Below are 23,719 nucleotides of genomic sequence, written 5' to 3' on the forward strand. Positions count from 1 at the left end.
TTATTTGTCTATCACTGTTCATTTTTAAATTTAAAAATGAACAGTTTAATTGTTGTTTTCATAGTATTTAATCAAAATTGTAAATATTGTAAAGTTTATGAATTCTATTGCTAAAGCAATAAAAATTAAATACTTTTTTATTTTAATTTGGTTGATGTCATTATATTTTTCAATATAAAAACGAGTTCAGGACATAAATGTCTCTGACTAAACAGAAAACGATAGTTTCTATTGAAATAATGTAGAAATTGTCGTTTTCTTATTTTTATCAAATAGTGTAGCTCGTTGAGCTACACTATTTTCCTTACATTCAATGCCATTAGGACAAATCCTAATTCTCTTTTGACTTTGTCTATCTCTCGAACTGACATTCGAGTGAAACCTAAAATAGCCTTCATGAATCCAAAAACTGGTTCTACATCAATTTTTCTTTGACTGTAGATTTTTTAATCTCTGGTTATGAAAGCTGTTGATTAATTTGAGATTTAAAATACTCCCAATTAAAATGCTTCATTATCTTCTTATTCGTTTTTGAATTGTTTTTCATACATAAATTTTATTGTACTGATTTTGTAACGTGCGGACGCCGGGGGAATAGTATGAGTGAGAGACTACAGGCTCGAACCATACCCCAGGCAAGCATGCACGGTCAAAATCGCATATTATTCTCATATCAAAAGGTCCAATTCTTTATTACTTATGATTTCTGGCTAATTCATGTTATTAATTTTATAAAATAAGAACTTCATCAATATATTAGAGGTAATGAATTGTTTCTAATGAGCCTTTGCTTTTGTATCTTGATAAATATTTCAAACGATTTTGCATTGTGCTGACGCCCGGGGAAATGATATGAGCGAGAGACTACAGGCTCGAGCCATATCCCCAGGCAAGCATGCACGATCAAAATCGGAAGATTTTAAATATAAAGAGGACAAATCCATTGTTAAGGATTTGCCCTCTTATTTTGAGAATGGGATTTATGTCCCAGCCTCGTTTTATTTTATATCATAGTTTTAAACTAAAACATTGCCATTTTGATCTGCAGGTTTAAATACTGTAATAATCGCACCTATAATAGCTAAAATTTGTGGAATACCTGTCCAACAAAATACGAGGAACAAAAGACCCATACCAGTTTTTCTAGCATAAAACTTATGAATTCCAAAACTTCCTAAAAACACCGCTAAAACAATATAAATTATTTTATTTACTTCATTCATAATTTTCTATCTCCTTACTTATTTGATTCACTGCTATTATACACCGTTATAATTAATAAAATCTAAAATTTTAATGTTTATACGCTAATTCTTTTTAATTGGCAAATGTTTTTTCGAAATATGCTTTTTCAATTTTCAATATTTCTGTATATTCGGTTGGCATTATTTCTACACTCAGTTCAATTAATTTTTCTAAAATGTTATTAATTAACTTGGCGTTTTGTGCTCTATCATCAAAATGTACTTTCACTTGTTCTATCATTTCATTTTCTTCAATTAATATTAATGCTCTCCCGTACGTTTTATCTTTTTTACCACGTTGAAAAGCTGACTCTAAATAATGACTTATATCCTGAGGTGTATGAAAATTTTCAAAACCCGTTTTAATATGTGTATTTAATTTGCTTGCAATGTCTTTTAATCTTTTGTCTTCTTGCTCAGTTTGTGGCATTAAGTCATTTCTAATTGCTTGCTTCAATTCTACAATTAACTGTTCTGCTTCTTGAAAATCTTTACTGTTACAATCTTGTATTTCATTTACTGCTTGTCTTGCCCTATCCAATTTTACTTTAAAATTGCTCATGCAATTCCTCTTTTCTACGTTAAACATAATCATGCTGATATTCTATTTCCACAATTTAATTTTTATAACCAAATTCGTGAAAATATCTTACACTATGGCATCTTATGAATAAATGATAAAATATAATACAAACGAGCTTACAAAACTAAAAACAATTAATTTTTAAGTTATTGAATAAAATCATCAAATATTATAGCTAGATGACATTACAAAGGAGGGACAAGAATTTGAGTTTACATTTCATGATTGTATTTTGGCTTTCACTCATATTTTTAATTTGTGGAATTATTTCTTTAATATTTTATAAGTTGAAAGACACACAACAAACCAAAGAATCTTTACTCGGACTGACCGTTATGTTAATTATTTTTGGTGTTGTGGGTATACTCTTTACCATTATTTTCAGTTAGATTATATTTAGGCGTTCAATATCAATTCAATGCGTATACGATCAAACAATCTTAGTTTAAACTAAACGATACCATAAGCTTCTGAGGTGCCACTTAAAATCAATTTATAAGTGGCGCTTTATTACAAGCTTTCACCCATGAATCACTTAAAAAGCAACATTTCCTCCTACTTCTATAACATAAGTCATTTAATTTAAAAAACGAATCAAATATGCTCGCACTTATGTTTGTATTTTATACGTATCAATTCAATTTGTAATGAAATGAAAAACCATTAACAAAATAATAATTAATATAAAAAAATACACAAAACGTTTAATCGCTCTTATTTTTTCATGGCGTATCTCTTCCTTAGAGTGATTAACATTTTCATGCAACCTCGTATTTATAAATAAAAATGGCATTGTTGCTAGAAAAGCAAAAATTAATGCTAATATAATAGATAATAAAACAATCATGCTATCACCTCTTATTCTTATGTATTTGGTGAACTTATTCCCTTTCACAATCAATTAATTCAAAATTTAATATTCTTCTTTAGAAAAATATTAAAAATGTAGCAATATTAAGGAGTGACAATTATGAAATTAACCTATTTACCTAAATGGCAATTAATAAATCAAAGTCAAAAGCAATTTATGATACAAGAAGATACAACTTCTATTTCTCTTGTAAGTCCAATTAATGATTATGCGATGGGTATTTTAAGCCAAATTTTCTTTACGATTGAGCAAGGAAATGTTGTTAATACCACAATTGAAAATAATAGTGATGAATTAAAAGTAACAGTCGATGAAGAAAATTCAACACTTTACGTCGTCGACCTTTAAATAACCCTTATATAAAGGAAACAAACACAATAGTATTTTTTATTTAATCAGTGGATTTTAGTGTATGATGTATATAAATATAATTATTTTGTAACAAACATTTAAATTCATACAAGTGGGTGAAAATATGAAACTATTAAAAAATCTGTTATTACTTATATCTGGTGTTTTAGTTATTCGTGCATTACTTCTAAGTATTGATAGCACAAATGATGATAAAATTGAAAATAAAGTAAGTGTTCAAGATAAAGACAAAAAATAAAATCGAAACTAGTTCATATAAAGAAGTGGGACTTGAAATCAAAATGGCATACATGATTTCTCTCCACTTTTTTTATTTCAGGTTATTCTGTATTACTGACTGTGTATGAAATAAATCCATGAACAAAAATTGATAAATGAGAGGTTATTATGCAATATATAAAATCCATGATTGAAAAGTACCAAATTTACATTTATTTTATAGCACTTTTAAGCGGTGTCCTTGTTGGCTTAATATCAAATATTTTTGCCAACATATTAGAATCTATAATTTCTGCTAGTTTGTTTCTACTTATGTTTAGTATGTTTTCACAAATTCCATTTTTTAACATCAAACACAGTTTGCTTAATATAAAGTCTATTTTGGCATTATTAATATCAAATTTTATTGTTATTCCTTTATTTGTTTATGGCTTGATCCAATTGTTTGATATTTCAGATGCACCTATCCTAATCGGGTTGTATCTTGTTCTACTAACGCCTTGTATTGACTACGTTCTTGTTTTTAATGCATTAGGAAAAGGAAACGAACGACTCATGTTATTTGCTACACCACTACTGTTTATATGCCAAATTTTATTATTACCTTTATATTTCACACTATTTCTAAACACTGATATTTTTTCACAAATAGATATTTTACCATTCTTTAAGTCGTTTTTGATGTTTATAATTTTCCCTTTATTATTAGCACTTCTATTGCAATATTCTAGTAATAAGTCCAAAAACATAAATCAAATATTAAAGTTCACATCTTGGCTTCCCGAAATTTTTATGGCTCTCGTTTTATTTTCAATTGTAGGATCACAAATAAATAAAATTATCCATAATTTAAATATTGTCATTACAGTTATACCTATTTATATTTGTTTTTTAATCATTGCTCCTTTAATAGGTACCTTATGTGGTAAATTATTTAAAGTAACACAAGAAACCAAAAGGACCATTGCATTTAGTTCTAGTACAAGAAATGCACTAGTTGTCCTACCTTTAGCATTAGGTTTACCAAACCATTGGGTAACCATTACAACTACAGTCATTATTACACAAACATTATGTGAATTATTAGGCGAACTTATCTATATCAAAATGATACCTAAATACATTAAATAATCACATCACTATATCAGAAGCTAATTATTATTCATTTCACCTCAAATATATTAAACTTATATCAAATTAACATTTTACACTATGTTAATTGAATTATCTCATTAATACTGTTTAGTTATACGTCAAACGATAATTCTGTAATTTGAAAACGGGGTGATTAAGATGCAAATATTAAGAAGCGTATCTGAAAATAACCTTACGACTTTCCATATTAAAACGGATTTAGGCTTAATTATCAAAGTTACTGCTGATAATGAATTAACTTCAAAAGATATAAAACAATTATTATTAAAAATAGCTAATGACATGGATCAAAAACTTCAAGGCAATATTGAATCATTTAAAGCTTAGTTATTTTTGATAAAATGACTCATATAAAAAGGAGTGAAAAGAAATCATTGGTAAACATAGATTCCTTTTCACTCCTTTTATTATTTATTAATTAACAATTACAATTATAAATCCAATAAATAGCACTAACATTGACAATCGTGGTTTACTTTTTCCAAACAAACCACTCAATAATACAAATGCTAGACCTACAATTAATAATTGATTATTAAATGTTGTTAACCCCATTAAGTCACCAGCCATCATGATAACGCCATATATAATAACAACTGTTATCGCCAGGCTACATAAAAATGACAATATACTCAATAATCTCACAATATACATCCCTTTTTTAAATAGTCATACTATATGCAGTATAAAACAAAAACGCCGCTTCGAAAAGCGACGTCAATCTCGAAAATATATTCCACACTAAAGTTTGGAGGACTTTTTGTGCTTGGTTAGTTATACCCTTCTTTATAATATAAAAACACAAAAAACTAATTTTCTCAAAAAATTATCATAAATTATAATTAACAGTTGAAAATGTATTATTTTAAATAAGATTCAACAAAATAATTAAATTAATTAAATCATACCAATGGAAATGAATTTAATAAAAAGTTATCCTATAGTTAAAGTATTAATCATTTCAGTTATAAAATAAGAACTTATTCGTCTTATGAAAGTAATGTTTCTATTTAGACATTATTTTATATTATCGTGAATTGTTTTATAGAAAAAAGGGTGATGAGATGAAAGTATTACGAAAAGTTTATAAAGACGAAGAACCGATTTACCATGTTAAAACGGATAAGGGTTCTGTCATTAGAATTAAAGGTTCTGATGAGTTAACCGACGCAGAAACTGAAGAATTATTAACAATTGTTGCGGAAGATATTGATAAAATGAAAAAATAAATACTCATGTTTTTGAACGATGATTAATACGGCGGATAAAGGGGTTATATCGTATTGATCATCGTTACTTTACTACTTAGTTTACATCGTTATTGGATTGTAATTCATATAAGAATGCATTTTGCAAACTCATAACTTTCTGTAAAGTTCCCTCCAATAAAATATACTTCATAAACATATCCAAAAATTTGTTAACCAGCGTTTAATTCAGAGGGCTACAAAAAATGATTATTCATTTTCATCGGTGATGAATACAGAAATTATATTTTATAAAGTGCTTTAATATAATAAGTAACAAGCACCAAATTTAACTTATATCATAAAAATTGACGATAAATTAAATCTAGTGCTTAGAAAAATATATACTTATTGCTCAATTAATTGAATTAAATTACCACAAGTGTCTTCAATGATTGCTAATTTAATTCCTTCAACCTCTTTTGGTGCTGTATGAAATTTCACATCTAAATCTGACAGTGATTGGTGTGTTTGTTCTAAATTAGAAACGCCAAACATCGTTACGGGAATACCTGCATTAAACAAATCATCTTGATATGCTTTTGCTATAGGATTCTCATTAGGCTCAAGAACGATTTCTACCGGATTGTTAGAATTGTTTTCTTTTACAGTTAACCATTTAAACCCGCCACCAATCTCCATGTCATGTACAAGTTCAAAACCGAGCTTTTCTGTATAAAATTGTTTTGCCTTTTCTTGATCATCTACAAAAATACTCATAGCAATTATTTTCAATTTATTTTCCTCCTTATTATAAATATTTTTAATATTTTAATACCCTATCCTTATATCCTGACACTTTATACAATCAACAAATGATTTATATTTTATTCAAAATATTAAAATTGTTGGAAATAACATTTCAATTAATTCTAAATAAATATTTAGTTATTTGAACATACAGTTTATCTGTACTAAAATAATTAATATACGTATTATACATTTAAATGATGGAGGTTTTAGATTTTGGAAATTTTAACTGAGCTACGTGAAAAAGAGCATTTAAGCTTGTCTAAATTAGCAATTAATTTAAACAAAGACTACGAGAAAAGTTATAGAATATGTCAAATATGGGATTGGGAACATGGATATAGAGAACCATCAGAAAATGACACTAAAATTTTAGCTGATTATTTCAACGTCCCTCAAAAAACATTTAGTCACTAATTATATGAATTTAGTACACATATTGAATTTATATAATTAGTGATTAGATTGATATCATGTATCACAATTTATATATGGACGAGATAAACATCATTTTTTTAATAATCTAGTCGACTTGCAATAACAGAAATGATTAGAATGTGAGTGATTGATTAAAATCATGATTATCAGACATTTTCTGATTAATTACTGTCTATATTATGTTTAAGCCTGAAAAAGTTTTCAGGCTCTTTTTTTATCGTGTTATTCATTACTTTTTATAAATAATTGTAATAAAATAATCTACGCCTTCCACAGTGTTTGTAACTGAAGGTGTAACTGAAACAAGTTCCCAATGCTGTTTATCGTCAACTTCATGTAAAAATTGGTTCACTCGTGTATCAAATTCTTCGAAACTCTCTTCGTATTCCATGTGCAAGGTTTTAATAAACATATTTGTCTCCTTCAATTATTTTGTCTTAATTATTTTTTTATTATAAATCCTTCAAATTACTGAAACAAACATTTTAAAATATTTGAGGACTTAATCAACAATAAATTTGTAAATCTACTTTAAAAATTCATGTGAATTATATTTCATTATCTAACCAATCAACAATTTCTTTAAAAATATTCTTGTTAAAAGAAGATTCATTAAATATTTCGTGTTGTAAACCATCATAAATATGAATTGATTTATGTTCAGAACCTATTTCATCAAATAATTGTAATGAATCTTGGTAACTCACCAACCCATCTTCCTTACCATGTAATATAAGTGTATGTTCAATAAATTTAGATGCATTTTCTTTTAAATACGCTATACCATCCATTAGACTAACTATTAATCCCATTGAAATTTGCTTTGCATTCAAATCATCTAATGCATATTTTTCAACAACATTTTGATCTGAACATAGTCCTTCACTAAGTTCGTTATCAAAATAACTATACTTATCTACATGATTGTCTACTTCACCAAACATTTTCTTATTATATCTCGTTAAAGCGCCAGATGTTATTATGCCGTCTACTTCATTAGGATATTGTGTACCGAATAATGTTACTGTATATCCGCCCATACTATGACCAATTAAATATATCTTCCCTTTATAGTCTGCTTTAACTTTATCAACCACAGCAGTCAAATCTTCAACAATCTCATCTTTATTACTATAAAATGTCTGCTTGCCTTCTGATCGACCATGTCCCCGCTGATCATACCTAATTACATTGAATTCATTTTTATTTAAGTAATTAGCTAATTCATCATAACGATCAAGATGTTCAGCTAATCCATGGACAATAATAATATTAGCTTTAGCCTTTTCAATTTTATTTATTTTTGCATAAAGCTTCGTGTTATCTTTTGATGTTATATACTTTATATAATTCATTTTTATTTCACCCCATAGTATTAAAAATAAAGTTACCTATATTATTAAAATCCCCTTCCAAAATAAAAACAAACTTAATCCGCCTATAATATTCCATAAATTAATAAATGGTGTTTAAACCCAACCTTCTTTCAACCTTTAAATCTTAGTTAATGATATGCTTATATCGGAGGGCGATATAAATGGCGAAATATATATTATCCTATAATTTAAATGCTATTTCTTATGGGTATGAAAAATTACCTTCTAAGTTAAATCTTGTTGGTAAACCTTTGTACATCTACAAAGGATTGTGGTTGTTAAAAAGTGACTTAGATCAAAATACGATTTGTGAAAATATAAAAAGTGTATTCAATTCAAATGATGATTTTTTAATATTTGAAATAAATCAAAGTCCTTTAGGTACCTTGAGTGAACAAAAGTACGATAAAATAATAAATTTACTTAATGATTAAACATATTCTTAAATTTGAATGTGTTTTTTATTTGTATTATTTAAGTTTATTTCATAAATATGTTATACTTTTTATTACTTAAAAGATTTATGTATAGTACAATTATATAAATGGTCAACTTTGTACTTCAACCTATTTCACAGTTTCATTTGCAATTTCATAATTTTAAAACAATGACCATTGTTAAGGGGATATTTATGAAAATTATTGATTTCAAAATTAGTAACTATGATATAATCTATACTGTTAAAACGACAAAAGGTAATACGTTTTCTCATGCACTACCTAAAGATACGACTTCGCATAATGTTCATCGCTATTTGAATATATTGTGTAGTAATGTTGATCGAGCAATGTAATAAACACTTATAATTAAAGATAGTGCCTTGTTACTGTCTTTAGTTATCAAATAAATAAAATGTTTCTAGTAAAATCTAGTAAATGAGCTGCACAGTTCAATTACTAGGTTTTTTATTTTATATTAATTCACACTAAATTGTTTAACTAAAATCATATTTATTTAATAATTTTATAAAAATTTTGTTATAATTATGTTTAAATTAAAATTTTCAGAAAATTAAGATTTTAATTTTTATATAACCATGATATATTTTCATTATTTATGTTAGCTAAAAGGGGTGTAGCAATGAAATTTTCAAAAAATAAAGGGAAAACAACAAATAAAGACAGGAAAAAGGTCGAAATGCCACATATTTATGTCATATTATTTATATTTGGTGTCTTAGCCACCATTTCAACTTACCTCATTCCTTCCGGAGAATTTGATCGAATTAAAGGACCAGAAGGTAGAGAAATGGTTGATGCAGACTCATTTCATTACATAAAAGCTACACCAGTGAATATCATTGACTTTATATCCATTATTCCAAGAGGTCTCATTGAAGCAGGTGAAATTGTATTTTTCACACTGATTATTGGTGGTATGTTTATAGTATTAGACGTACGGGCATTATTGAAATTGGAGTTGATAAACTCGCGCGTAGGTTTTTAAATCATAGTATCTTTATCATTCCAGTACTGACATCAGTATTTGCAATTATTGCTACTCTCATAGGTACTGCTGAACTTTCACTTGTATACATACCCGTTATCATTCCATTAATTATTGCTTTAGGTTATGATTCTATAACCGCTACTGCGATTGCGCTATGTGGTACTGTTGTAGGCTTTACAGTCGGTGTATTAAACCCTATCAATACTGGGTTAGCACAAAAATTATCTGGTATTCCTGTTTTTTCTGGTATTGGCTTACGACTAATAATCTTTGTAGTTGTGCTTATTATAACGATATTATTTATAATGAGATACGCACGAAAAGTAAAACAAAACCCACATATTAGCTTAGTTTACCAAGAGGACACTGAAAAAAGACAAACCTATAAAGACATTACGAAGCACGAACCGCTAGTTGCAACTCAACGTCAAAAAATTGGCATTGCAGTTGTATTAGCCTTTTTTATTGTACTTGTTTATGGTGTTACTACACAGGGTTGGTTTATGGTTGAAATGTCCGGATTATTTATCATTATGGGAATTGTTGTTGGATTAATTACTGGATTGAATACGCGTGAAATTTGCGAGTCATTTAATGACGGATTTAAAGACGGATTGATGGGAGCTATCATTGTAGGTCTCGCACGTTCTATCGCAGTAGTTCTTGAAGACGGTAAGATTATGGACAGTATCGTGCATGGCTTAGGTTCTGTTATTGACGGTGCAACACCGACTGTCGCAGTCATCGGAATGTATCTCGTTCAGGTATTAATTAACTTCATCATCTCATCAGGAAGTGGTCAAGCACTTGTCACTATGCCTATCATGGCACCATTAGCAGATATGCTAGGAATTACTCGTCAAACAGCTGTTTTAGCTTTTCAATTAGGCGATGGCTTCACACATGTATTCTATCCTACAAGTGGTTATTTCATGGCAGCATTAGCCATTGGTGGCGTTTCTTATACTAAGTGGATCAAGTTTTTCTTCCCTTTATTTATTATGTGGGGACTTATTTCAATTATTTCATTAGTAATTGCACAATTAATTGGCTGGTCATAAATATACAAATGCTGGCAAACAGACAATTCAGTGGCTTTCATAAAGCTTTAGTCATATAAAAAAAACGTCTCTTTCTATATCTGTCCAATAGAAAGGGACGTCTTCTCTATTTTTATAAAAAGTCATAAGTCATTGGACGCTTATTTCCTTTATGGTAATAAACCTATAGAATCATTCTAAGTTGAGGTTGAACCTCATTTATATTGCCAACCAACATTCATTAAAACATCTAAAAATAATTGCTTAATTCTAAAAATATTTCGTTATCAATTTGCATAGATTACCGATTTTTAAATTCCCCTACTTAAAACTTTTGATAAATTTTTAAAAATTAGCGTTTTATTTTAATGTGTATCATTCCCTATCACTTTTTCCATTCTATAATTAGTAGTTTGAAACCCTAATTTATTGTATAAGGATACTGCCCTCTCGTTGTGACCAAACACATGTAAACCAATACGATGTATATTTCTTTTTTGGCAATAATCTTCGATACAAAGCATCGTTTTTTCACCTAAGCCTTGACCTCTATAACTGTCAAAAATATGTACATCATAAATAAAACATTTAGTTTTCTTTTTAATCCCCTCAAAATGTAACCAACAATATCCAATCATTTCATCCAAATAATTAACAGAAAATAAATCCTGATTTTCAGTAGCTAATCCATAAGGCAATAGTTTTTCAAAATCTGAACGTGCCCTCTCAATGGCACCTTCTGCTTCCCAATCACCACTTTTTATATGTTCATGCGCATATTCATGAATGCTATTTTCATAAATTTCATCAAAAGTTTTTTGCGTCATAGGCTCCAGTTTTAACGACATGTCATACCCCCTTTTTAATTAGCACTAGTTTAGCATAATTCATTTCTAGTTTACTAATTAAAAAAAAGTGGAACAAACACTTTACCTTTAAAAGATTGTGTCTTTCCACTTTATTCAAGTCATTATATTCGTACGCGTTCATTCAAAATTTTTGTGGTTCTACTTCAATTTTAATGTCATTGCATTAATTGCAACAATAACCGTACTTAAAGACATCAAAATTGCTCCGACAGCAGGAGATAATATTAACCCTAAAAATGCTAAAACACCAGCTGCGAGTGGTACAGCAACAATGTTATATCCAGCTCCCCACCATAAATTTTGAACCATTTTTCTCATAGTATTTTTAGAAAGTGAAAGGAAATGAATTATATCTGATGGTGTACTTTTAACAAGAATCACGTCTCCTGATTCAACAGCAACGTCCGTACCAGCACCAATAGCCATACCTATATCCGCTCTAATTAAACTAGGTGCATCATTGATACCGTCACCAACCATCATTACTTTATGTCCATTATTTTGATAATCTTGAATAATTTTTTCTTTATCCTCAGGTAATAATTGTGCATGGACATCATTAATACCTAATTCTTTAGCCACTGTAGTTGCAACTTCATTATTATCTCCTGTTAACATCACTGGCGTAATATTTCTTGATAATAAATCTGAAACCATTTTTCTTGAACTTTCTTTAATTTTATCCCCTTGTGCAATAACTCCTATTACTTCTTCGTTATTAATTAAAAAGCTAACTGAGTTACCTTGTTTCGCAAGGTTTTTAAATTCTTCGATATTATATTTCAAGTTGTTATTTTCTAAATAGCTTACATTTGTAATTTTATATTTTTGATTTTCAATTACACCTTCTAATCCAACACCTGGTATATTGGTAACTTCTTGAGGATTTTTAATTTTGATACCTTTACTTTTAGCAAATGTCACGATACCTAAAGCGAGTGGATGATTGGAATTACTTTCCAATGAAGCAAATAAAGATAAGATTGCTTCATTATCACTTTGATCTATATAACTTTCATAATGATTCACTGAAAAATCACCTTCTGTTAAAGTGCCTGTTTTATCCATCATAATATAGTCAATATGTTGGGCTAATTCAACAGAAGATCTATTTTTTATGATTAATCCATTATGTGCGCCAATAGAAGTAGAACGCGCCGTAACTAGAGGTATAGCTAACCCCAGTGCATGAGGACAAGCTATAACCAATACCGTCACTAATCTTTCCAAAGCAAAATCTATATTATTATGGATAAGCATCCACACGATAAATGCTATTAAACCAACACTTACTGCAAAATAAAATAGATAACCCGCTACTTTATCTGATAATAATTCCGCATCAGACTTATCATTTTGTGCTTGATTTACTAATCCCATCACTTGTGATAAATAACCATTCTCTCCTGTAGCAGTTACTTTGACATGTACCGTGCCTGAACCATTAATTGAACCACCGATAACTTCATCTTGTTCATTTTTAATTACTTGCTTAGATTCTCCTGTTACTAATGATTCATCTACTGAGGTACTTCCTTGAGTTATCACTCCGTCTGCCGGTATGCTTTCTCCAGCTTTTACTTCCACAATATCATTCGCTGCAATTTCAGATATAGAAACCTCTTCTTTTTCTTCCGAATCTATCACTCTTATCGCTTTATTAGGTAAAAGTTCAGCCATTTTTTTCAAAGCATTACCTGCATTACCAACTGCATTCATTTCAATCCAATGTCCTAGTAACATAATCAATATTAATGTAGCTAATTCCCAGAAGAAATCCATAACATGACCAGATGCATGGCTAAAATGGTTCATATAAAATGCATATAAACTATAAATATATGCTACAGAAATACCTAACGCAACAAGCATCATCATACCAGGCTTTTTAGATAAAAGTTCATCTTTGGCACCAGTTAAAAAAGGTTTACCACCATAGAAAAACAACACTGTGGCAAGCACTAATACAATCCAATCGGAACCATTAAATGAGAATTGAAACGGTAATTTTATTCCCATCATTGGTGATAAAATGACGATTGGTATAGCAAATAACAGTGATATAAAAAATTTACGCTTAAAATTGCCATGGTGATGTCCATGGTGATCATGCATATCATGTCCTTCATGATGCTGTGTATGATGTTCCTCATGCATCCCATGATCATGATGATCGCGTGATTCATGATTATTTGAATTTGTCATGTTTTATCCTCCTTATAGAGTGTAACGTTATTCTCTTAACATTAATGATTATAACATATACCCCCACAAGGTATAATAAATATGCTTACGATTATTAAAAAGGACCAAAACCAAACGAATTTCATCGATTTGGTTTCAGTCCTATTGACTGCAGTTATTTATTTCAAGAAAATAATAAATGCTATTCACTTACGGCGAAATAGTTACCTTGTCCATCTTGAAAATTAAATACCCGAGTTCCTGACATTTCAATAATATCATGTCCAGTTAAGCCTTTAGCTTTTAACTTTTCATAAAGTTCATCGAAATTTGATGCTTTAAACATAAGTGATGGTGTACCCAAATTAACTTCTGGACTATATTTTTTAATAAATGCTTTTTCCATAATAGAAATCGATGTTTCGACCTCATTATTGGGTGCTATTTCTACTGCTTTATATCCCTCTGCTAATGCTTCTTCTGATAAAACGACAAATTCCATAATATTTTTCCAAAAATCAACAGCTTTTGACTGATCATCTACATATAACATGACCTGATTTAATTTCTCCATTTTACAATACACCTTTCCAATTTCAGACTTTCTTAAATATAACCAAAACAATATACATATAAACGATTTATGCTAAAATAATTTTCTTTTCATTGTGAATAATCACCTTTAAAGGTGGCTTCAAAATAGGTATAATTCTATGTAACATAATATAGAATTAGATTTTACAACGCTTTTATAATAAAATTCGATAACACTGTGACATATATACATCATTATTATATAATATGAGCAAATAATACATTTATCATACATGTTTCATTATCACGATACGCTATATCAAATGAGGTGCTTTATGAGATTTAAAAAAAGTGTAAAATATTCTACTGTTTTTTTCTTGATAATAACATTTATTACAATTTTAATCAGACCATCAGAAACAGGAATTAACAAAATTATGAACGCTTCTAATTTCGAAACATTGATTTTAATAGGCAACGAATTTTTAAAAACAATATCTATAAGTTTACCACCCTCAATCATCATATTTTTGGTTTTTTATTTTTATATTTTAAGACCTCAGAAAGATTAATATGCCAAATGAATTTTAGACAAACGTTCTTACCTCTTACTACAACGCATAAAAATTGTTAATATTAAATTTATAATTAAAAATTAATTCTTTCTCAAAGAACATGCTTAAACCTTTACTTCCAAAATTATGTATATAATTATATTCTTAACCTATTAGAGTCACACTAAAAATTTTTTTATTACAAAAACGCCCACCAATTGGTGAGCGTTTGTTTATTAGAAATTTAGTTTTATAAAAAGAACCACTAGCATTGCCTATTTTCTATTAATCACTTTTTGACTTGTACATTTATAAAGTACACACTGCTAAGAAATTTAAGAATGACATATATGTGATAAAAATACACTTTCATTAACTACATTATTTATTAAATTCGATGGATTGTTTAGTATTACCTTTATATTTCACTTTAAGTATTAATTTGTACCTTGGTTACATAGCCATCATTTACATAAAATTTAACTGATGTACCGTTATAATTACGTTCATACATATGTCCTGCTGGTGTGTCGGTTACCTCTGAAGGACCATATACTGTTAATAAATCATTTTTTGAAACAGATTTACCATCTAAATCAAAAGTAACAGCATCTGCTTTATTTTCGCCAGTTTTACGAAACGATTGATCATATATATCTACCATCTCAGCTGTTTCTGCGTCACTATTTGTAATTTTATAACCATTAATTGTTAAATTACCGTATTTAATTGCATTAATAAAATCTTGATCCAAAATAAATTCACTATTTGCTGATGTATAACCTGTATAGTTATAATATGGCGTTTCTGCTGCTTGGGTTTGTGATTGATGTGAATCGATTGCTGCTGCACCTACTGCTGTACTAAATACGAGGCCGCAAGATAACATTATCTTTGACACTTTATTCATATTAAACACTCCCTGTAAAAATTTTGAATCTTGGTTGATTCAATTGTAATATTACACTAGCATTACAAAAAGTCAATTATTTATTACTTAAAGTCGATACGATATTAGATTTAAATTTTGTATATGAACTTGTCGAAGACAAAGGAAGAATTACTATAAACATGGTCAAAGTAATTCGTTTCTGAAAAATTGAAATGTGCCTTATCCATAGTAAAAATACAACTTACTATAGAATTCTAATTCATGTTCATCAATAAAAATAAAGGAACTGTTTGAAAGTCCCTTTAAAGTGAGTTATCAAATTATCATTTTTTACTTTTCAATTTCTTCAATTGCTTTTTTAGGTATATCCTGTTTGTTAACTTCTTCATATGTAGCTACATGAGCTCCCTTATGCGTTATTTTCAAATATTTATCTAGCTTTAAACTTTGAGAGGCTGTGAAAGTAAGATTTCTACTTTCGCCTTGTTCATCATAAGCTTTTTGTGTGTAACTGACTCTATCATATTCCAAAAATTCATCAGGTTTTTTTGTTTTTACATAACTGCTTTCCTTTTTAACTAAGGGGTTAATGTGATCAATTAAACCAGCTATTTCTCCTTCTTGTTTTTTTCCATTTGATACTAAATACATTCCTATTAATATTATTGCTAAAGCTAGTATTACAACTGGCATTAAAATCAATATCTTCTTCATTTATAATCATTCCTTTCGTTATATAAAATTATTTTATCAACCAAAATGAATTAAGTGTACTTACAATATTGTTATCTTTTTTCACTTAAAATTCAGTTGAATATAAAATGTTATTAATTTATTTTTGGAAATGATAATTAAATGAAGGAAATCAACTAAAACACATCAAAATAACACAGAACAACCTAATCGTGAACAGCCACAACCGATTACAAAAGTACAAGAACCACAAGAGTATGACTATGAAGGGAATGGTGTTTATAGAACACCTAAGGAAGAAAAAACGCATGGACAATGGATAAATGAGCAACATAAATGGAAAGAACAACGAATGAAAAAAGATAGGATGAAATACTAGATGAAGTAAAACCAATCAATTAATACTTTTACGGGCATCTAACTCTATCCTATATATTTTCATCAAAAAAACGCCTAACATAGTTAGACGTTTTTGATGATATGTGTGATTGAGAAGAAATCAAATCTTGATCTCTTCCAAACTTTATTGGATTAATCTAATGAAGTTTTTTTCAATAAATATAATGCTATGATTAACACAACGATTGTTAAAGATAAAATCATTGTCTCTATTGCATTATAGTGTTCCACTATAATAAACCTTATAACTGCTGTTATTCCGACATAAATAAAAAACTGTAATGAAAAATGATAATTTCTTTTGAAATATTGAATAATCAATATTATAAACTCAATATGCATAAATGCTACCAACATTTTTTCTACTACATAATTATATTTAACTGTTTTATTTATTAAAAAGCTATTAATCATTTCGATAATTTCTTTAAATAAAAATACTATTAAAATTATTGCTAATAACGCTATGCAAAGATTTAATAATAAAAATAACAGCTTTGTAAAATAACCAACTACTTTTTCATTAAATTCATTCAATTAAAGTATCCTTTCTACAATACTACTTTTTTAGTTCTATTATAAATTTATTAATATATTTCGAATAATCTTTGCCAGTTTTCTTCATTATACTGTCATTCACTTTATGAAGTAACTTTTCCATCTTCCCATTTTCAGCATATTTTTTTATTAGCTTTTTTATTTTATATTTCATAGTACGATCACCTTCTAACTTATATTCATTTTAAATTAAATTTGTAAATTCAATGCAAGATTCATAATAAGTTTTTGTAAATTAACCACCAACCAATGTGATGCTTGGATGATGTAGATACAATATACTATAAATATCAATGAATATATTGCGTTTAGTGAATATACTAAAATCATTTTAAAAAAACAAATAATTTATGTTAGTTAACTAAGAATCACTTGCTGTCGTCCCTATTGCCGTACTATTTACGAGACCGTAAGATATCATAAACTTTGACACTTGTTCAAATTAAATACTCACAAAAAATTTTGAAACTTAAGTTATTCGCATGTAATATTATAGCTTCCCTTTTTACTATAAAAACAGAGCAAGCACATATGCACTTGCCCTCCAATCAATAGACATAAATATAAGAAAAACTCGTTTCGAACACCTGAAACAAAAATAAGCTCTCAACCATCATAGATGAAAGCTTTTTATTGGAGTTGAAGTTAAATTTAAAAAATAACTTAAACTCGTTTACTCATAATATATTCAATTCCTTAAATACATGAATTGTTTACTTTACTGTTTCTTCAAAATTTCTCAATCATTTTTATAATTCAACTTATATTTCACACCGATAATTAATAAACTATGCTACTATATATAAATTAAACGTTGTCATTCAAAAGTTCTACGTCGATTGAAATAATTTTACTCACATTAATATATCTACCACTATCTTTTAAGTAAAAGTATTCATGCTTTTTAATCGCTTTTTCAAACCTTTTCAAAGCCACTGCTTCACTAATTTGCCAAATATTTTCTACATATTCACGAAACATATTTCCATCGTTCGTTTTTATTTTAAAAACAAAAATTTCGTCCATCTATATTCACCCTGTGTAAGTATTATAAATTAATTATCCAACTAATTACTTAGCATTGCAAATTAGATACTTTATATAATGTTCTCCGTGAATAAAATTCTAAATTTTTCCGTTACATTCATCCAATAATTCCAAATGATATAACGCTTAGCGTAAGCCTTTGCCATTGAGTATATATGTTCCTAACATTCGTCTGTGTTGCATCCAAAAATGTATAAACATATAAGCTATTCGTTTGATCTACAATAATCGTATTTGATTTACATATAACTATAAGTATTTTCACAAAAAATAATAATCATCATAACTTTTTGTTATCACTTTTATTTTTTAGGTATAGTACAATTAAGTTAATAATTTATTTTAAAACCAATTTAAAAATTGTATCACCAAAATTTTTTACGGTAACTTAAGAATTATTTAGAACACTACATAATGGTTATTTAATTCATTTTACTCCCTTACGTGTGTTTGAATATCATAATTCAGAATAACGACTTTTGTTGTTCATATATATTATAACTTTAGGAGGATTCACTTATGTCAAAGGAAGCAAAAGAATTAACAAATGAGGAATTATTAGAAAGGCAAAAACAACAGTTCGAAGAGTATAAAGAACTCGAAAAGAAAAAGAAGAAGAAAAAATGGTTTTGGGGCTGCGGTGGTTGTCTAGCATTTATAATTATTATGGGTATTATCTTTGCTGCATGTTCTGCAACTATGGTTAATGAAGTTGATAAAGGATTGAATAATGGAAATTCTGAAGTTGAAAAAGATGACAATGCATCTAAAGGACAAAAAGCAGCATTAAACTCAGCTAAAACGTATGCAGATACAATGCACATGTCTAAAGATGGAATTTACGAACAACTAACATCTGATGCTGGAGATCAATTTTCAGAAGAAGATGCTCAATATGCAGTTGATCATTTGAAAGTAGACTACAAGAAAAATGCATTAGAATCAGCAAAATCATATCAAGATGACCAAAGTATGTCTAAAGATGCAATTTATGACCAACTAATATCTGATGCAGGTGATAAATTTACAGAAGAACAAGCACAATTTGCTGTAGATCATTTAGAAGATTAATTTTCGGGCAGTTAACACTGCCCTATATATTTTTACTTTTTTTATGGAGAAATTCTATATAACTTAATTTAACATTTTAATTACCTTTTACCTTTAAGATTACTAAAATGTCACGTAAAATAACTCACCTATTCATTTAGCTGAGTTATTTTGTTTTCATAATATACATTAAACTAATTCAACTTAATTCATCTTCTTCATATGTCTTATTTTTAATTTAAAATTATTTACTTCCTTTATGTTATACAAAACAAATATATTTTTATCCATTTCTACTTTTCTAAACCTATCCAATAAAAATGGTTTTCAATATTTATGATAATTCCAAATATACTTCAAAAACGTGAAAGCTATTCTTTCTTTACAGTCTTTTTTCATATCAGGTCTAGTTTTAACAATTTAGACTTTTTGAAAAACCAGATGATCTGTTCACAAACCCATTATTTTTATAAAAACTATGTGCATTATCTCTATCTAATCTATTACCACTATTTAAAGTGATTGTTTTGCATCCTAATTGAATTGCTAACATTTCTGACTCTTTTAATAAAAGTGTTCCATAGCCTTTCCCTCTATAACTAGAATTAATAACGAACGCTAGTAAACGCATATATTCACCATTTTTTTCATAGAACAACATTTTGCACATACCACTTAAACCAATTATCACGTCATCTTTTATTAAAAGTAATAAATAATAATCTTCATGATTGTATATCTTGTTCAAACGATTGAATAAATCCTCTGCTATTGTTGGATAACCTAAATCTTCATATAAAACTAATAATTCATCGATTTTATTTAAGTCACGTTCATCAAATAATCTTGTTTCTACATTCATAATATAACCTACTTATATATAAAATTTCATATGTGGCTTTTCTTCTTTATAATAGTCTAACCTGTTTTGTAATGTACCTGTATGTAGTTCTAACTTGTGTCCGTCTGGATCAGTGAAGTATATTGATTTCTTATCTCTTATATCTCTTGTACGTCCTTTCAATATGTTCACATTTCTATCTTTTAACCATTGATACCATTCTTCAAATTCACTTTCATCAATTGTAAATGCCATATGCGTATAGGAATATTGAATTTCGTTTCTCGGTATATCCTTTTCTTCATTCAATGCCAGCCATAGTCCACCTAAAGTAAAATAAGCTGTCTTATTACCCTCTACTAGAATGTTAGCTTTTAAAATATCTTTATAGAAAACAATAGATTGTTTAATATCTGATACTGAATAGGTTAAGTGATTTATAGATTGAATCATATAGTACCACCTTATACTTGAAATTTAGTTAATAAAATTTTTTCTATAGCCATGAAAAATTCTAAAATCTTGTTTTTCGTAAAATTTTGCTGAACGCTTGGTTGCTAATAAATCTATTCTTGTATTTTGATACTGCTTATATAAATGATTTATCAAAGAATTACCAATACCCATACCTCTTTTTTGTTCCATTATAAGTAATTCACAAATAAACAAAGTAGTATAGTCATCTGTTAGACCTCTAATAAAACCAATAACATTATAACAATTATCACGGCAACAATTGTTATGAAATTTTCTAAAGATTTCTTGTAGTTATCTTTACTTTCAACAAGCTCTGGCCATCCCTCAAGTTTATTCAACTCATTAATTTGTTCCCAATAACGTAAATGAAATTCTACTAATTTAAATTCAATGATAAATGCACATCCTTTTTATAATTCACAGAATATTCTAACATATATAAACACAAAAATAATCTCTACTTTAAATAGATAATGTTACGTAACCTTTTTATCGAAATGTAATATAAGTATATTCATAATAAATAGGTTTAACCTTAACTTTTTGTTATAACTTTTATTTTGTAAGTATAGTACACTTAAGTTATTAATTACTTTTAAGGGGATGTATAAATGAAAAAAGTCTTATTTTTATTATTAGCCAGTTTCTTAGTTTTAGCAGCATGCGGGAATAAAGAAGAAAGCCGATTGGATGATAAAAAGGAAACTAAATCATCTGAAAAAGACGACAAGAAGAAAAATGATAAGAAGTCTGACGATACTAAAGAAGATAAATCTGACGATGAAAAATCTAACGAAGATACTAAGCAAGTAGCAGAAAACGAAAATAAACAAGAACAACCTACTGCTCAAGAAAATGTACAGTCACAAGAACAACAAGCACCAGTGGATTCTCAACAACAAGTTCAATCACAGGAACAACAACCTGTACAATCACAAGAACAGCAACCTGTACAATCACAAGAACAGCAACCTGTTGTTGAGGAACAACCTACACAGCAAGCACCAGTACAACAAGAACCAACCGACCAAGAAAAAATGGAAGCAAATGCAAAAGTAGCTAAACAAAATGGTTACACTGGTATACCAAACGGCGATGTTGGATTACTAGAACCATCCGATGAATATTACTCAGACGACCAATTAGACCCAGACACCGGTTTACCTATGGATGATGCTATACCACATAAAACAAACGAATAACTATTAAATAAAATTACGGGCAGTCATCACTGCCCTATTTATTTTACTTTATACTTAACTTCAATAATATTATATTCTTTCTATATCACAATTCAAGTTCCATCATAATTCCGTCATTCGTTTTTATGAATCCATTTTTTTCATAAAATTTTGTTGCTAGTTCTCCACCTGTAACTAGAAAAATATTATTTATATTATCACGTTTCATTACATCGGAGACAAAACTTATTAATTTTTTACCAATACCTAATCTTTGTTGATTCGGTACTACATTGAATTCATCAATACAAAATTGATTTAAACCACTAAAATAATAATCTATTCTACCTAAACACATGGCTATTATTTTTCCCTTTTCTTCTATAATGTATCCCCTTGAATTAAACCCACTCATTGTTGCTTTAATTCTAAGTAATGCTTCATTTTCAGTCCATTTGTTATGCCATGGTTCCCCAGCATATGCTAAAACTAAATTTTTAGCACAATTCTTATAATCATCAGTATGAATTTTTCTAATGTTCATAGTTATCCCTCCGTTTTTCTATAGCTGACAGAATACTTGATAAAAATTTATAATTCACAGAATATTCTAACATAAATGAAGAAAAAATATTCACCTATTTAGGAGAATAACTTGTTCAAACAAATTTCATATAATTTGACTCAATAAGAACCTCATTTCAACGAAAAAACAAAATCTAATTGCTTTTCATCACTTTTTCGAATTGTATTTTTTCTCTACAATATTCCAATTTACAACAACAAAATGCTATATTTAAAATACAAAAAGTGGGATTTAAAGTGACTTATTCTTTTCAAGGTATCGACCATGTACAAGTTGCAGCTCCACCTAATCAAGAAGATATAGCTAGAGAATTTTATTCTAATAAATTAGGATTCCATGAAGTTCAAAAACCTGAAAATTTAGCTAAAAGAGGTGGTGTATGGTTTCAAGTAGGTAATCATCAACTGCATATAGGCGTAGAAAATGATTTTACATCTGCCAAAAAAGCACACCCAGCATTTGAAGTTAAAAACATAAATGATCTAAAGACAAAGTTAATAGATAAAAAAATAGATGTTACAGAAGACGACAATCTAGAAGGTGCAGAACGATTTTATCTAAAGGATCCTTTTGGTAATAGATTAGAATTTTTAGAATGGCTTTAGCATAATTACTTTATTGATTTTGAACCTTGGATCCCACCTATTCATTTAGGTGGGCTTATTTTATCTCTACAATATCCATTAAACTAATTCTACTTAATCTAGTTCCTACATCTAAATATAACATTTGTTCATAATCATCCACTTTGCGAATGTAACCTTCTATATTTTTAATAAATCCACCTTCATAATAACTAATAATTACTTCTGGATCATTGAGCATTTTGAACATTAAAGTTTCATTCAATTCATATAATGGGTCATCACTTAATAAAGGTTTATCTATTTTGTTTTGGTCCTCAACATATTGTTCTAACCTCTCATACTGTTCAGGCATTGTCTTGATAGGCTGCTATTTAACCATGCCACGTCCTTGTGGTATGCGTGGATTAAGATATTCACGTGGTATTTTACGATAGTCAGTTTCGTTTTTATATTTATCTGACATCATATTATCACCTTAATAAATATAATAGAACATTCGTTTGTGTATGTGAAATAAAAAATA

The 23,719-nt window shown here is 28.4% G+C and carries 30 protein-coding genes and 2 pseudogenes; 13 read left to right on the plus strand and 19 right to left on the minus strand.

What is annotated here, in order from left to right:
- Nucleotides 1-169: 169 nt before the first annotated feature.
- From KA856_RS09995 to KA856_RS10005, 3 genes and pseudogenes are all read right to left on the minus strand, one after another.
- A pseudogene (locus tag KA856_RS09995) lies at nt 170-550 on the minus strand (transposase); the annotation flags it as partial.
- A 466-nt stretch (nt 551-1,016) separates the two neighbouring features.
- Nucleotides 1,017-1,223, minus strand: coding sequence for a TM2 domain-containing protein (locus tag KA856_RS10000; RefSeq protein WP_107385367.1), 207 nt, complete (start codon nt 1,221-1,223; stop codon nt 1,017-1,019).
- Between the two features lie 94 nt (nt 1,224-1,317).
- Nucleotides 1,318-1,806 carry a hypothetical protein gene (locus KA856_RS10005; protein WP_107386684.1) on the minus strand — a complete coding sequence of 163 codons (489 nt, stop codon included), beginning with the start codon at nt 1,804-1,806 and terminating at the stop codon, nt 1,318-1,320.
- Nucleotides 1,807-2,033: 227 nt separating this feature from the next.
- Here KA856_RS10005 and tsaT point away from each other — a divergent pair, with 227 nt between their 5' ends.
- From tsaT to KA856_RS10025, 5 genes are all read left to right on the plus strand, one after another.
- Entirely contained in the window at nt 2,034-2,216 is a 183-nt protein-coding gene (gene tsaT, locus KA856_RS10010) for a type II toxin-antitoxin system toxin TsaT (protein WP_107385374.1), read from the plus strand.
- 581 nt (nt 2,217-2,797) lie between these two features.
- Nucleotides 2,798-3,046, plus strand: a complete 249-nt coding sequence (locus tag KA856_RS10015) for a hypothetical protein (protein ID WP_107385375.1) — start codon at nt 2,798-2,800, stop codon at nt 3,044-3,046.
- Nucleotides 3,047-3,173: 127 nt separating this feature from the next.
- Nucleotides 3,174-3,308, plus strand: coding sequence for a hypothetical protein (locus KA856_RS14015; RefSeq protein WP_258230502.1), 135 nt, complete (start codon nt 3,174-3,176; stop codon nt 3,306-3,308).
- Between the two features lie 149 nt (nt 3,309-3,457).
- Nucleotides 3,458-4,420, plus strand: a complete 963-nt coding sequence (locus tag KA856_RS10020) for an arsenic resistance protein (RefSeq protein ID WP_107517999.1) — start codon at nt 3,458-3,460, stop codon at nt 4,418-4,420.
- A 162-nt stretch (nt 4,421-4,582) separates the two neighbouring features.
- Nucleotides 4,583-4,771, plus strand: a complete 189-nt coding sequence (locus KA856_RS10025) for a hypothetical protein (RefSeq protein WP_107386662.1) — start codon at nt 4,583-4,585, stop codon at nt 4,769-4,771.
- A gap of 87 nt (nt 4,772-4,858) precedes the next feature.
- Here KA856_RS10025 and KA856_RS10030 read toward each other — a convergent pair whose 3' ends face one another.
- Nucleotides 4,859-5,089: a hypothetical protein gene (locus KA856_RS10030; RefSeq protein ID WP_026034740.1), complete on the minus strand. Its 231-nt coding sequence runs from the start codon at nt 5,087-5,089 to the stop codon at nt 4,859-4,861.
- 419 nt (nt 5,090-5,508) lie between these two features.
- Between KA856_RS10030 and vraX the strand changes: the two genes are divergently transcribed.
- Entirely contained in the window at nt 5,509-5,673 is a 165-nt protein-coding gene (gene vraX / locus KA856_RS10035) for a C1q-binding complement inhibitor VraX (RefSeq protein WP_164996921.1), read from the plus strand.
- A 366-nt stretch (nt 5,674-6,039) separates the two neighbouring features.
- Here the strand turns inward: vraX and KA856_RS10040 are convergent, their stop codons facing one another.
- Nucleotides 6,040-6,426, minus strand: a complete 387-nt coding sequence (locus tag KA856_RS10040; RefSeq protein ID WP_107386663.1) for a VOC family protein — start codon at nt 6,424-6,426, stop codon at nt 6,040-6,042.
- 231 nt (nt 6,427-6,657) lie between these two features.
- On the opposite strand from KA856_RS10040, the gene KA856_RS10045 reads away from it, so the two are divergent.
- Nucleotides 6,658-6,858: a helix-turn-helix domain-containing protein gene (locus KA856_RS10045; RefSeq protein WP_107385383.1), complete on the plus strand. Its 201-nt coding sequence runs from the start codon at nt 6,658-6,660 to the stop codon at nt 6,856-6,858.
- Nucleotides 6,859-7,108: 250 nt separating this feature from the next.
- On the opposite strand, the gene KA856_RS10050 is transcribed toward KA856_RS10045, so the two are convergent.
- Complete coding sequence (locus tag KA856_RS10050; protein WP_107505408.1) at nt 7,109-7,291, minus strand: hypothetical protein; 183 nt, start codon at nt 7,289-7,291, stop codon at nt 7,109-7,111.
- Between the two features lie 136 nt (nt 7,292-7,427).
- Nucleotides 7,428-8,234 carry an alpha/beta hydrolase gene (locus KA856_RS10055; protein ID WP_107386689.1) on the minus strand — a complete coding sequence of 269 codons (807 nt, stop codon included), beginning with the start codon at nt 8,232-8,234 and terminating at the stop codon, nt 7,428-7,430.
- A 182-nt stretch (nt 8,235-8,416) separates the two neighbouring features.
- Between KA856_RS10055 and KA856_RS10060 the strand changes: the two genes are divergently transcribed.
- The 3 genes and pseudogenes from KA856_RS10060 (at nt 8,417) to KA856_RS10070 (ending at nt 10,765) form a co-directional block, all read left to right on the plus strand.
- Complete coding sequence (locus KA856_RS10060) at nt 8,417-8,689, plus strand: hypothetical protein (RefSeq protein WP_210129476.1); 273 nt, start codon at nt 8,417-8,419, stop codon at nt 8,687-8,689.
- A 197-nt stretch (nt 8,690-8,886) separates the two neighbouring features.
- Nucleotides 8,887-9,048 carry a hypothetical protein gene (locus tag KA856_RS10065; RefSeq protein WP_181187807.1) on the plus strand — a complete coding sequence of 54 codons (162 nt, stop codon included), beginning with the start codon at nt 8,887-8,889 and terminating at the stop codon, nt 9,046-9,048.
- A 344-nt stretch (nt 9,049-9,392) separates the two neighbouring features.
- Nucleotides 9,393-10,765, plus strand: a pseudogene (locus tag KA856_RS10070) (YfcC family protein).
- Between the two features lie 344 nt (nt 10,766-11,109).
- On the opposite strand, the gene KA856_RS10075 reads toward KA856_RS10070, so the two are convergent.
- From KA856_RS10075 to KA856_RS10105, 7 genes are all read right to left on the minus strand, one after another.
- Complete coding sequence (locus KA856_RS10075; protein WP_107385257.1) at nt 11,110-11,592, minus strand: GNAT family N-acetyltransferase; 483 nt, start codon at nt 11,590-11,592, stop codon at nt 11,110-11,112.
- A gap of 159 nt (nt 11,593-11,751) precedes the next feature.
- Complete coding sequence (locus tag KA856_RS10080) at nt 11,752-13,818, minus strand: heavy metal translocating P-type ATPase (protein ID WP_107523651.1); 2,067 nt, start codon at nt 13,816-13,818, stop codon at nt 11,752-11,754.
- A 181-nt stretch (nt 13,819-13,999) separates the two neighbouring features.
- Nucleotides 14,000-14,371 carry a VOC family protein gene (locus KA856_RS10085; protein WP_107386583.1) on the minus strand — a complete coding sequence of 124 codons (372 nt, stop codon included), beginning with the start codon at nt 14,369-14,371 and terminating at the stop codon, nt 14,000-14,002.
- A gap of 944 nt (nt 14,372-15,315) precedes the next feature.
- Nucleotides 15,316-15,795 carry an immunodominant staphylococcal antigen IsaB family protein gene (gene isaB / locus KA856_RS10090; protein ID WP_107386585.1) on the minus strand — a complete coding sequence of 160 codons (480 nt, stop codon included), beginning with the start codon at nt 15,793-15,795 and terminating at the stop codon, nt 15,316-15,318.
- 312 nt (nt 15,796-16,107) lie between these two features.
- Nucleotides 16,108-16,491, minus strand: a complete 384-nt coding sequence (locus tag KA856_RS10095) for a YxeA family protein (protein WP_107505350.1) — start codon at nt 16,489-16,491, stop codon at nt 16,108-16,110.
- A gap of 510 nt (nt 16,492-17,001) precedes the next feature.
- Nucleotides 17,002-17,406, minus strand: coding sequence for a phosphate-starvation-inducible PsiE family protein (locus tag KA856_RS10100; RefSeq protein WP_107523733.1), 405 nt, complete (start codon nt 17,404-17,406; stop codon nt 17,002-17,004).
- An 828-nt stretch (nt 17,407-18,234) separates the two neighbouring features.
- Nucleotides 18,235-18,453, minus strand: a complete 219-nt coding sequence (locus tag KA856_RS10105) for a hypothetical protein (RefSeq protein ID WP_107385064.1) — start codon at nt 18,451-18,453, stop codon at nt 18,235-18,237.
- 540 nt (nt 18,454-18,993) lie between these two features.
- Here KA856_RS10105 and KA856_RS10110 point away from each other — a divergent pair.
- Nucleotides 18,994-19,545: an Ltp family lipoprotein gene (locus KA856_RS10110; RefSeq protein ID WP_107386500.1), complete on the plus strand. Its 552-nt coding sequence runs from the start codon at nt 18,994-18,996 to the stop codon at nt 19,543-19,545.
- Nucleotides 19,546-19,936: 391 nt separating this feature from the next.
- Here the strand turns inward: KA856_RS10110 and KA856_RS10115 are convergent, their stop codons facing one another.
- Genes KA856_RS10115 through KA856_RS10125 form a run of 3 tightly spaced genes read right to left on the minus strand, consistent with a single transcriptional unit; the run spans nt 19,937 to nt 21,124 of the window.
- Nucleotides 19,937-20,386, minus strand: a complete 450-nt coding sequence (locus KA856_RS10115) for a GNAT family N-acetyltransferase (protein ID WP_107386501.1) — start codon at nt 20,384-20,386, stop codon at nt 19,937-19,939.
- 12 nt (nt 20,387-20,398) lie between these two features.
- Nucleotides 20,399-20,818 carry a FosB/FosD family fosfomycin resistance bacillithiol transferase gene (fosB, locus tag KA856_RS10120; RefSeq protein ID WP_107386502.1) on the minus strand — a complete coding sequence of 140 codons (420 nt, stop codon included), beginning with the start codon at nt 20,816-20,818 and terminating at the stop codon, nt 20,399-20,401.
- Between the two features lie 24 nt (nt 20,819-20,842).
- Complete coding sequence (locus KA856_RS10125) at nt 20,843-21,124, minus strand: GNAT family N-acetyltransferase (RefSeq protein WP_192945697.1); 282 nt, start codon at nt 21,122-21,124, stop codon at nt 20,843-20,845.
- A gap of 329 nt (nt 21,125-21,453) precedes the next feature.
- Between KA856_RS10125 and KA856_RS10130 the strand changes: the two genes are divergently transcribed.
- Nucleotides 21,454-22,044, plus strand: coding sequence for a hypothetical protein (locus tag KA856_RS10130; RefSeq protein WP_107386504.1), 591 nt, complete (start codon nt 21,454-21,456; stop codon nt 22,042-22,044).
- Nucleotides 22,045-22,129: 85 nt separating this feature from the next.
- Here KA856_RS10130 and KA856_RS10135 read toward each other — a convergent pair whose 3' ends face one another.
- A complete protein-coding gene (locus KA856_RS10135) occupies nt 22,130-22,567 on the minus strand; it encodes a GNAT family N-acetyltransferase (RefSeq protein ID WP_107386505.1) in 438 nt (145 codons plus the stop codon).
- Nucleotides 22,568-22,845: 278 nt separating this feature from the next.
- Here KA856_RS10135 and KA856_RS10140 point away from each other — a divergent pair, with 278 nt between their 5' ends.
- Nucleotides 22,846-23,214 (plus strand): VOC family protein, encoded by a 369-nt coding sequence (locus KA856_RS10140; RefSeq protein WP_107386506.1) that lies wholly within the window; start codon nt 22,846-22,848, stop codon nt 23,212-23,214.
- 55 nt (nt 23,215-23,269) lie between these two features.
- Here the strand turns inward: KA856_RS10140 and KA856_RS10145 are convergent, their stop codons facing one another.
- Nucleotides 23,270-23,548, minus strand: coding sequence for a YolD-like family protein (locus KA856_RS10145; RefSeq protein WP_245336600.1), 279 nt, complete (start codon nt 23,546-23,548; stop codon nt 23,270-23,272).
- Nucleotides 23,549-23,719 lie beyond the last annotated feature (171 nt).

The sequence above is a fragment of the Staphylococcus sp. GDB9P120P genome, assembly GCF_017893435.1.
Taxonomy (GTDB): domain Bacteria; phylum Bacillota; class Bacilli; order Staphylococcales; family Staphylococcaceae; genus Staphylococcus; species Staphylococcus cohnii.

Coding starts and splice junctions, on each gene's coding strand:
- KA856_RS10145 (WP_245336600.1), bottom strand. CDS start 23,548: ATGCCTGAACAGTATGAGAGGTTAGAACAATATGTTGAGGACCAAAAC.
- KA856_RS10135 (WP_107386505.1), bottom strand. CDS start 22,567: ATGAACATTAGAAAAATTCATACTGATGATTATAAGAATTGTGCTAAA.
- KA856_RS10060 (WP_210129476.1), top strand. CDS start 8,417: ATGGCGAAATATATATTATCCTATAATTTAAATGCTATTTCTTATGGG.
- KA856_RS10085 (WP_107386583.1), bottom strand. CDS start 14,371: ATGGAGAAATTAAATCAGGTCATGTTATATGTAGATGATCAGTCAAAA.
- KA856_RS10055 (WP_107386689.1), bottom strand. CDS start 8,234: ATGAATTATATAAAGTATATAACATCAAAAGATAACACGAAGCTTTAT.
- KA856_RS10015 (WP_107385375.1), top strand. CDS start 2,798: ATGAAATTAACCTATTTACCTAAATGGCAATTAATAAATCAAAGTCAA.
- KA856_RS14015 (WP_258230502.1), top strand. CDS start 3,174: ATGAAACTATTAAAAAATCTGTTATTACTTATATCTGGTGTTTTAGTT.
- KA856_RS10050 (WP_107505408.1), bottom strand. CDS start 7,291: ATGTTTATTAAAACCTTGCACATGGAATACGAAGAGAGTTTCGAAGAA.
- isaB (WP_107386585.1), bottom strand. CDS start 15,795: ATGAATAAAGTGTCAAAGATAATGTTATCTTGCGGCCTCGTATTTAGT.
- KA856_RS10020 (WP_107517999.1), top strand. CDS start 3,458: ATGCAATATATAAAATCCATGATTGAAAAGTACCAAATTTACATTTAT.
- KA856_RS10095 (WP_107505350.1), bottom strand. CDS start 16,491: ATGAAGAAGATATTGATTTTAATGCCAGTTGTAATACTAGCTTTAGCA.
- KA856_RS10105 (WP_107385064.1), bottom strand. CDS start 18,453: ATGGACGAAATTTTTGTTTTTAAAATAAAAACGAACGATGGAAATATG.
- KA856_RS10130 (WP_107386504.1), top strand. CDS start 21,454: ATGAAAAAAGTCTTATTTTTATTATTAGCCAGTTTCTTAGTTTTAGCA.
- KA856_RS10115 (WP_107386501.1), bottom strand. CDS start 20,386: ATGAATGTAGAAACAAGATTATTTGATGAACGTGACTTAAATAAAATC.
- KA856_RS10110 (WP_107386500.1), top strand. CDS start 18,994: ATGTCAAAGGAAGCAAAAGAATTAACAAATGAGGAATTATTAGAAAGG.
- fosB (WP_107386502.1), bottom strand. CDS start 20,818: ATGATTCAATCTATAAATCACTTAACCTATTCAGTATCAGATATTAAA.
- KA856_RS10065 (WP_181187807.1), top strand. CDS start 8,887: ATGAAAATTATTGATTTCAAAATTAGTAACTATGATATAATCTATACT.
- KA856_RS10000 (WP_107385367.1), bottom strand. CDS start 1,223: ATGAATGAAGTAAATAAAATAATTTATATTGTTTTAGCGGTGTTTTTA.
- KA856_RS10080 (WP_107523651.1), bottom strand. CDS start 13,818: ATGACAAATTCAAATAATCATGAATCACGCGATCATCATGATCATGGG.
- KA856_RS10005 (WP_107386684.1), bottom strand. CDS start 1,806: ATGAGCAATTTTAAAGTAAAATTGGATAGGGCAAGACAAGCAGTAAAT.
- KA856_RS10075 (WP_107385257.1), bottom strand. CDS start 11,592: ATGTCGTTAAAACTGGAGCCTATGACGCAAAAAACTTTTGATGAAATT.
- KA856_RS10025 (WP_107386662.1), top strand. CDS start 4,583: ATGCAAATATTAAGAAGCGTATCTGAAAATAACCTTACGACTTTCCAT.
- vraX (WP_164996921.1), top strand. CDS start 5,509: ATGAAAGTATTACGAAAAGTTTATAAAGACGAAGAACCGATTTACCAT.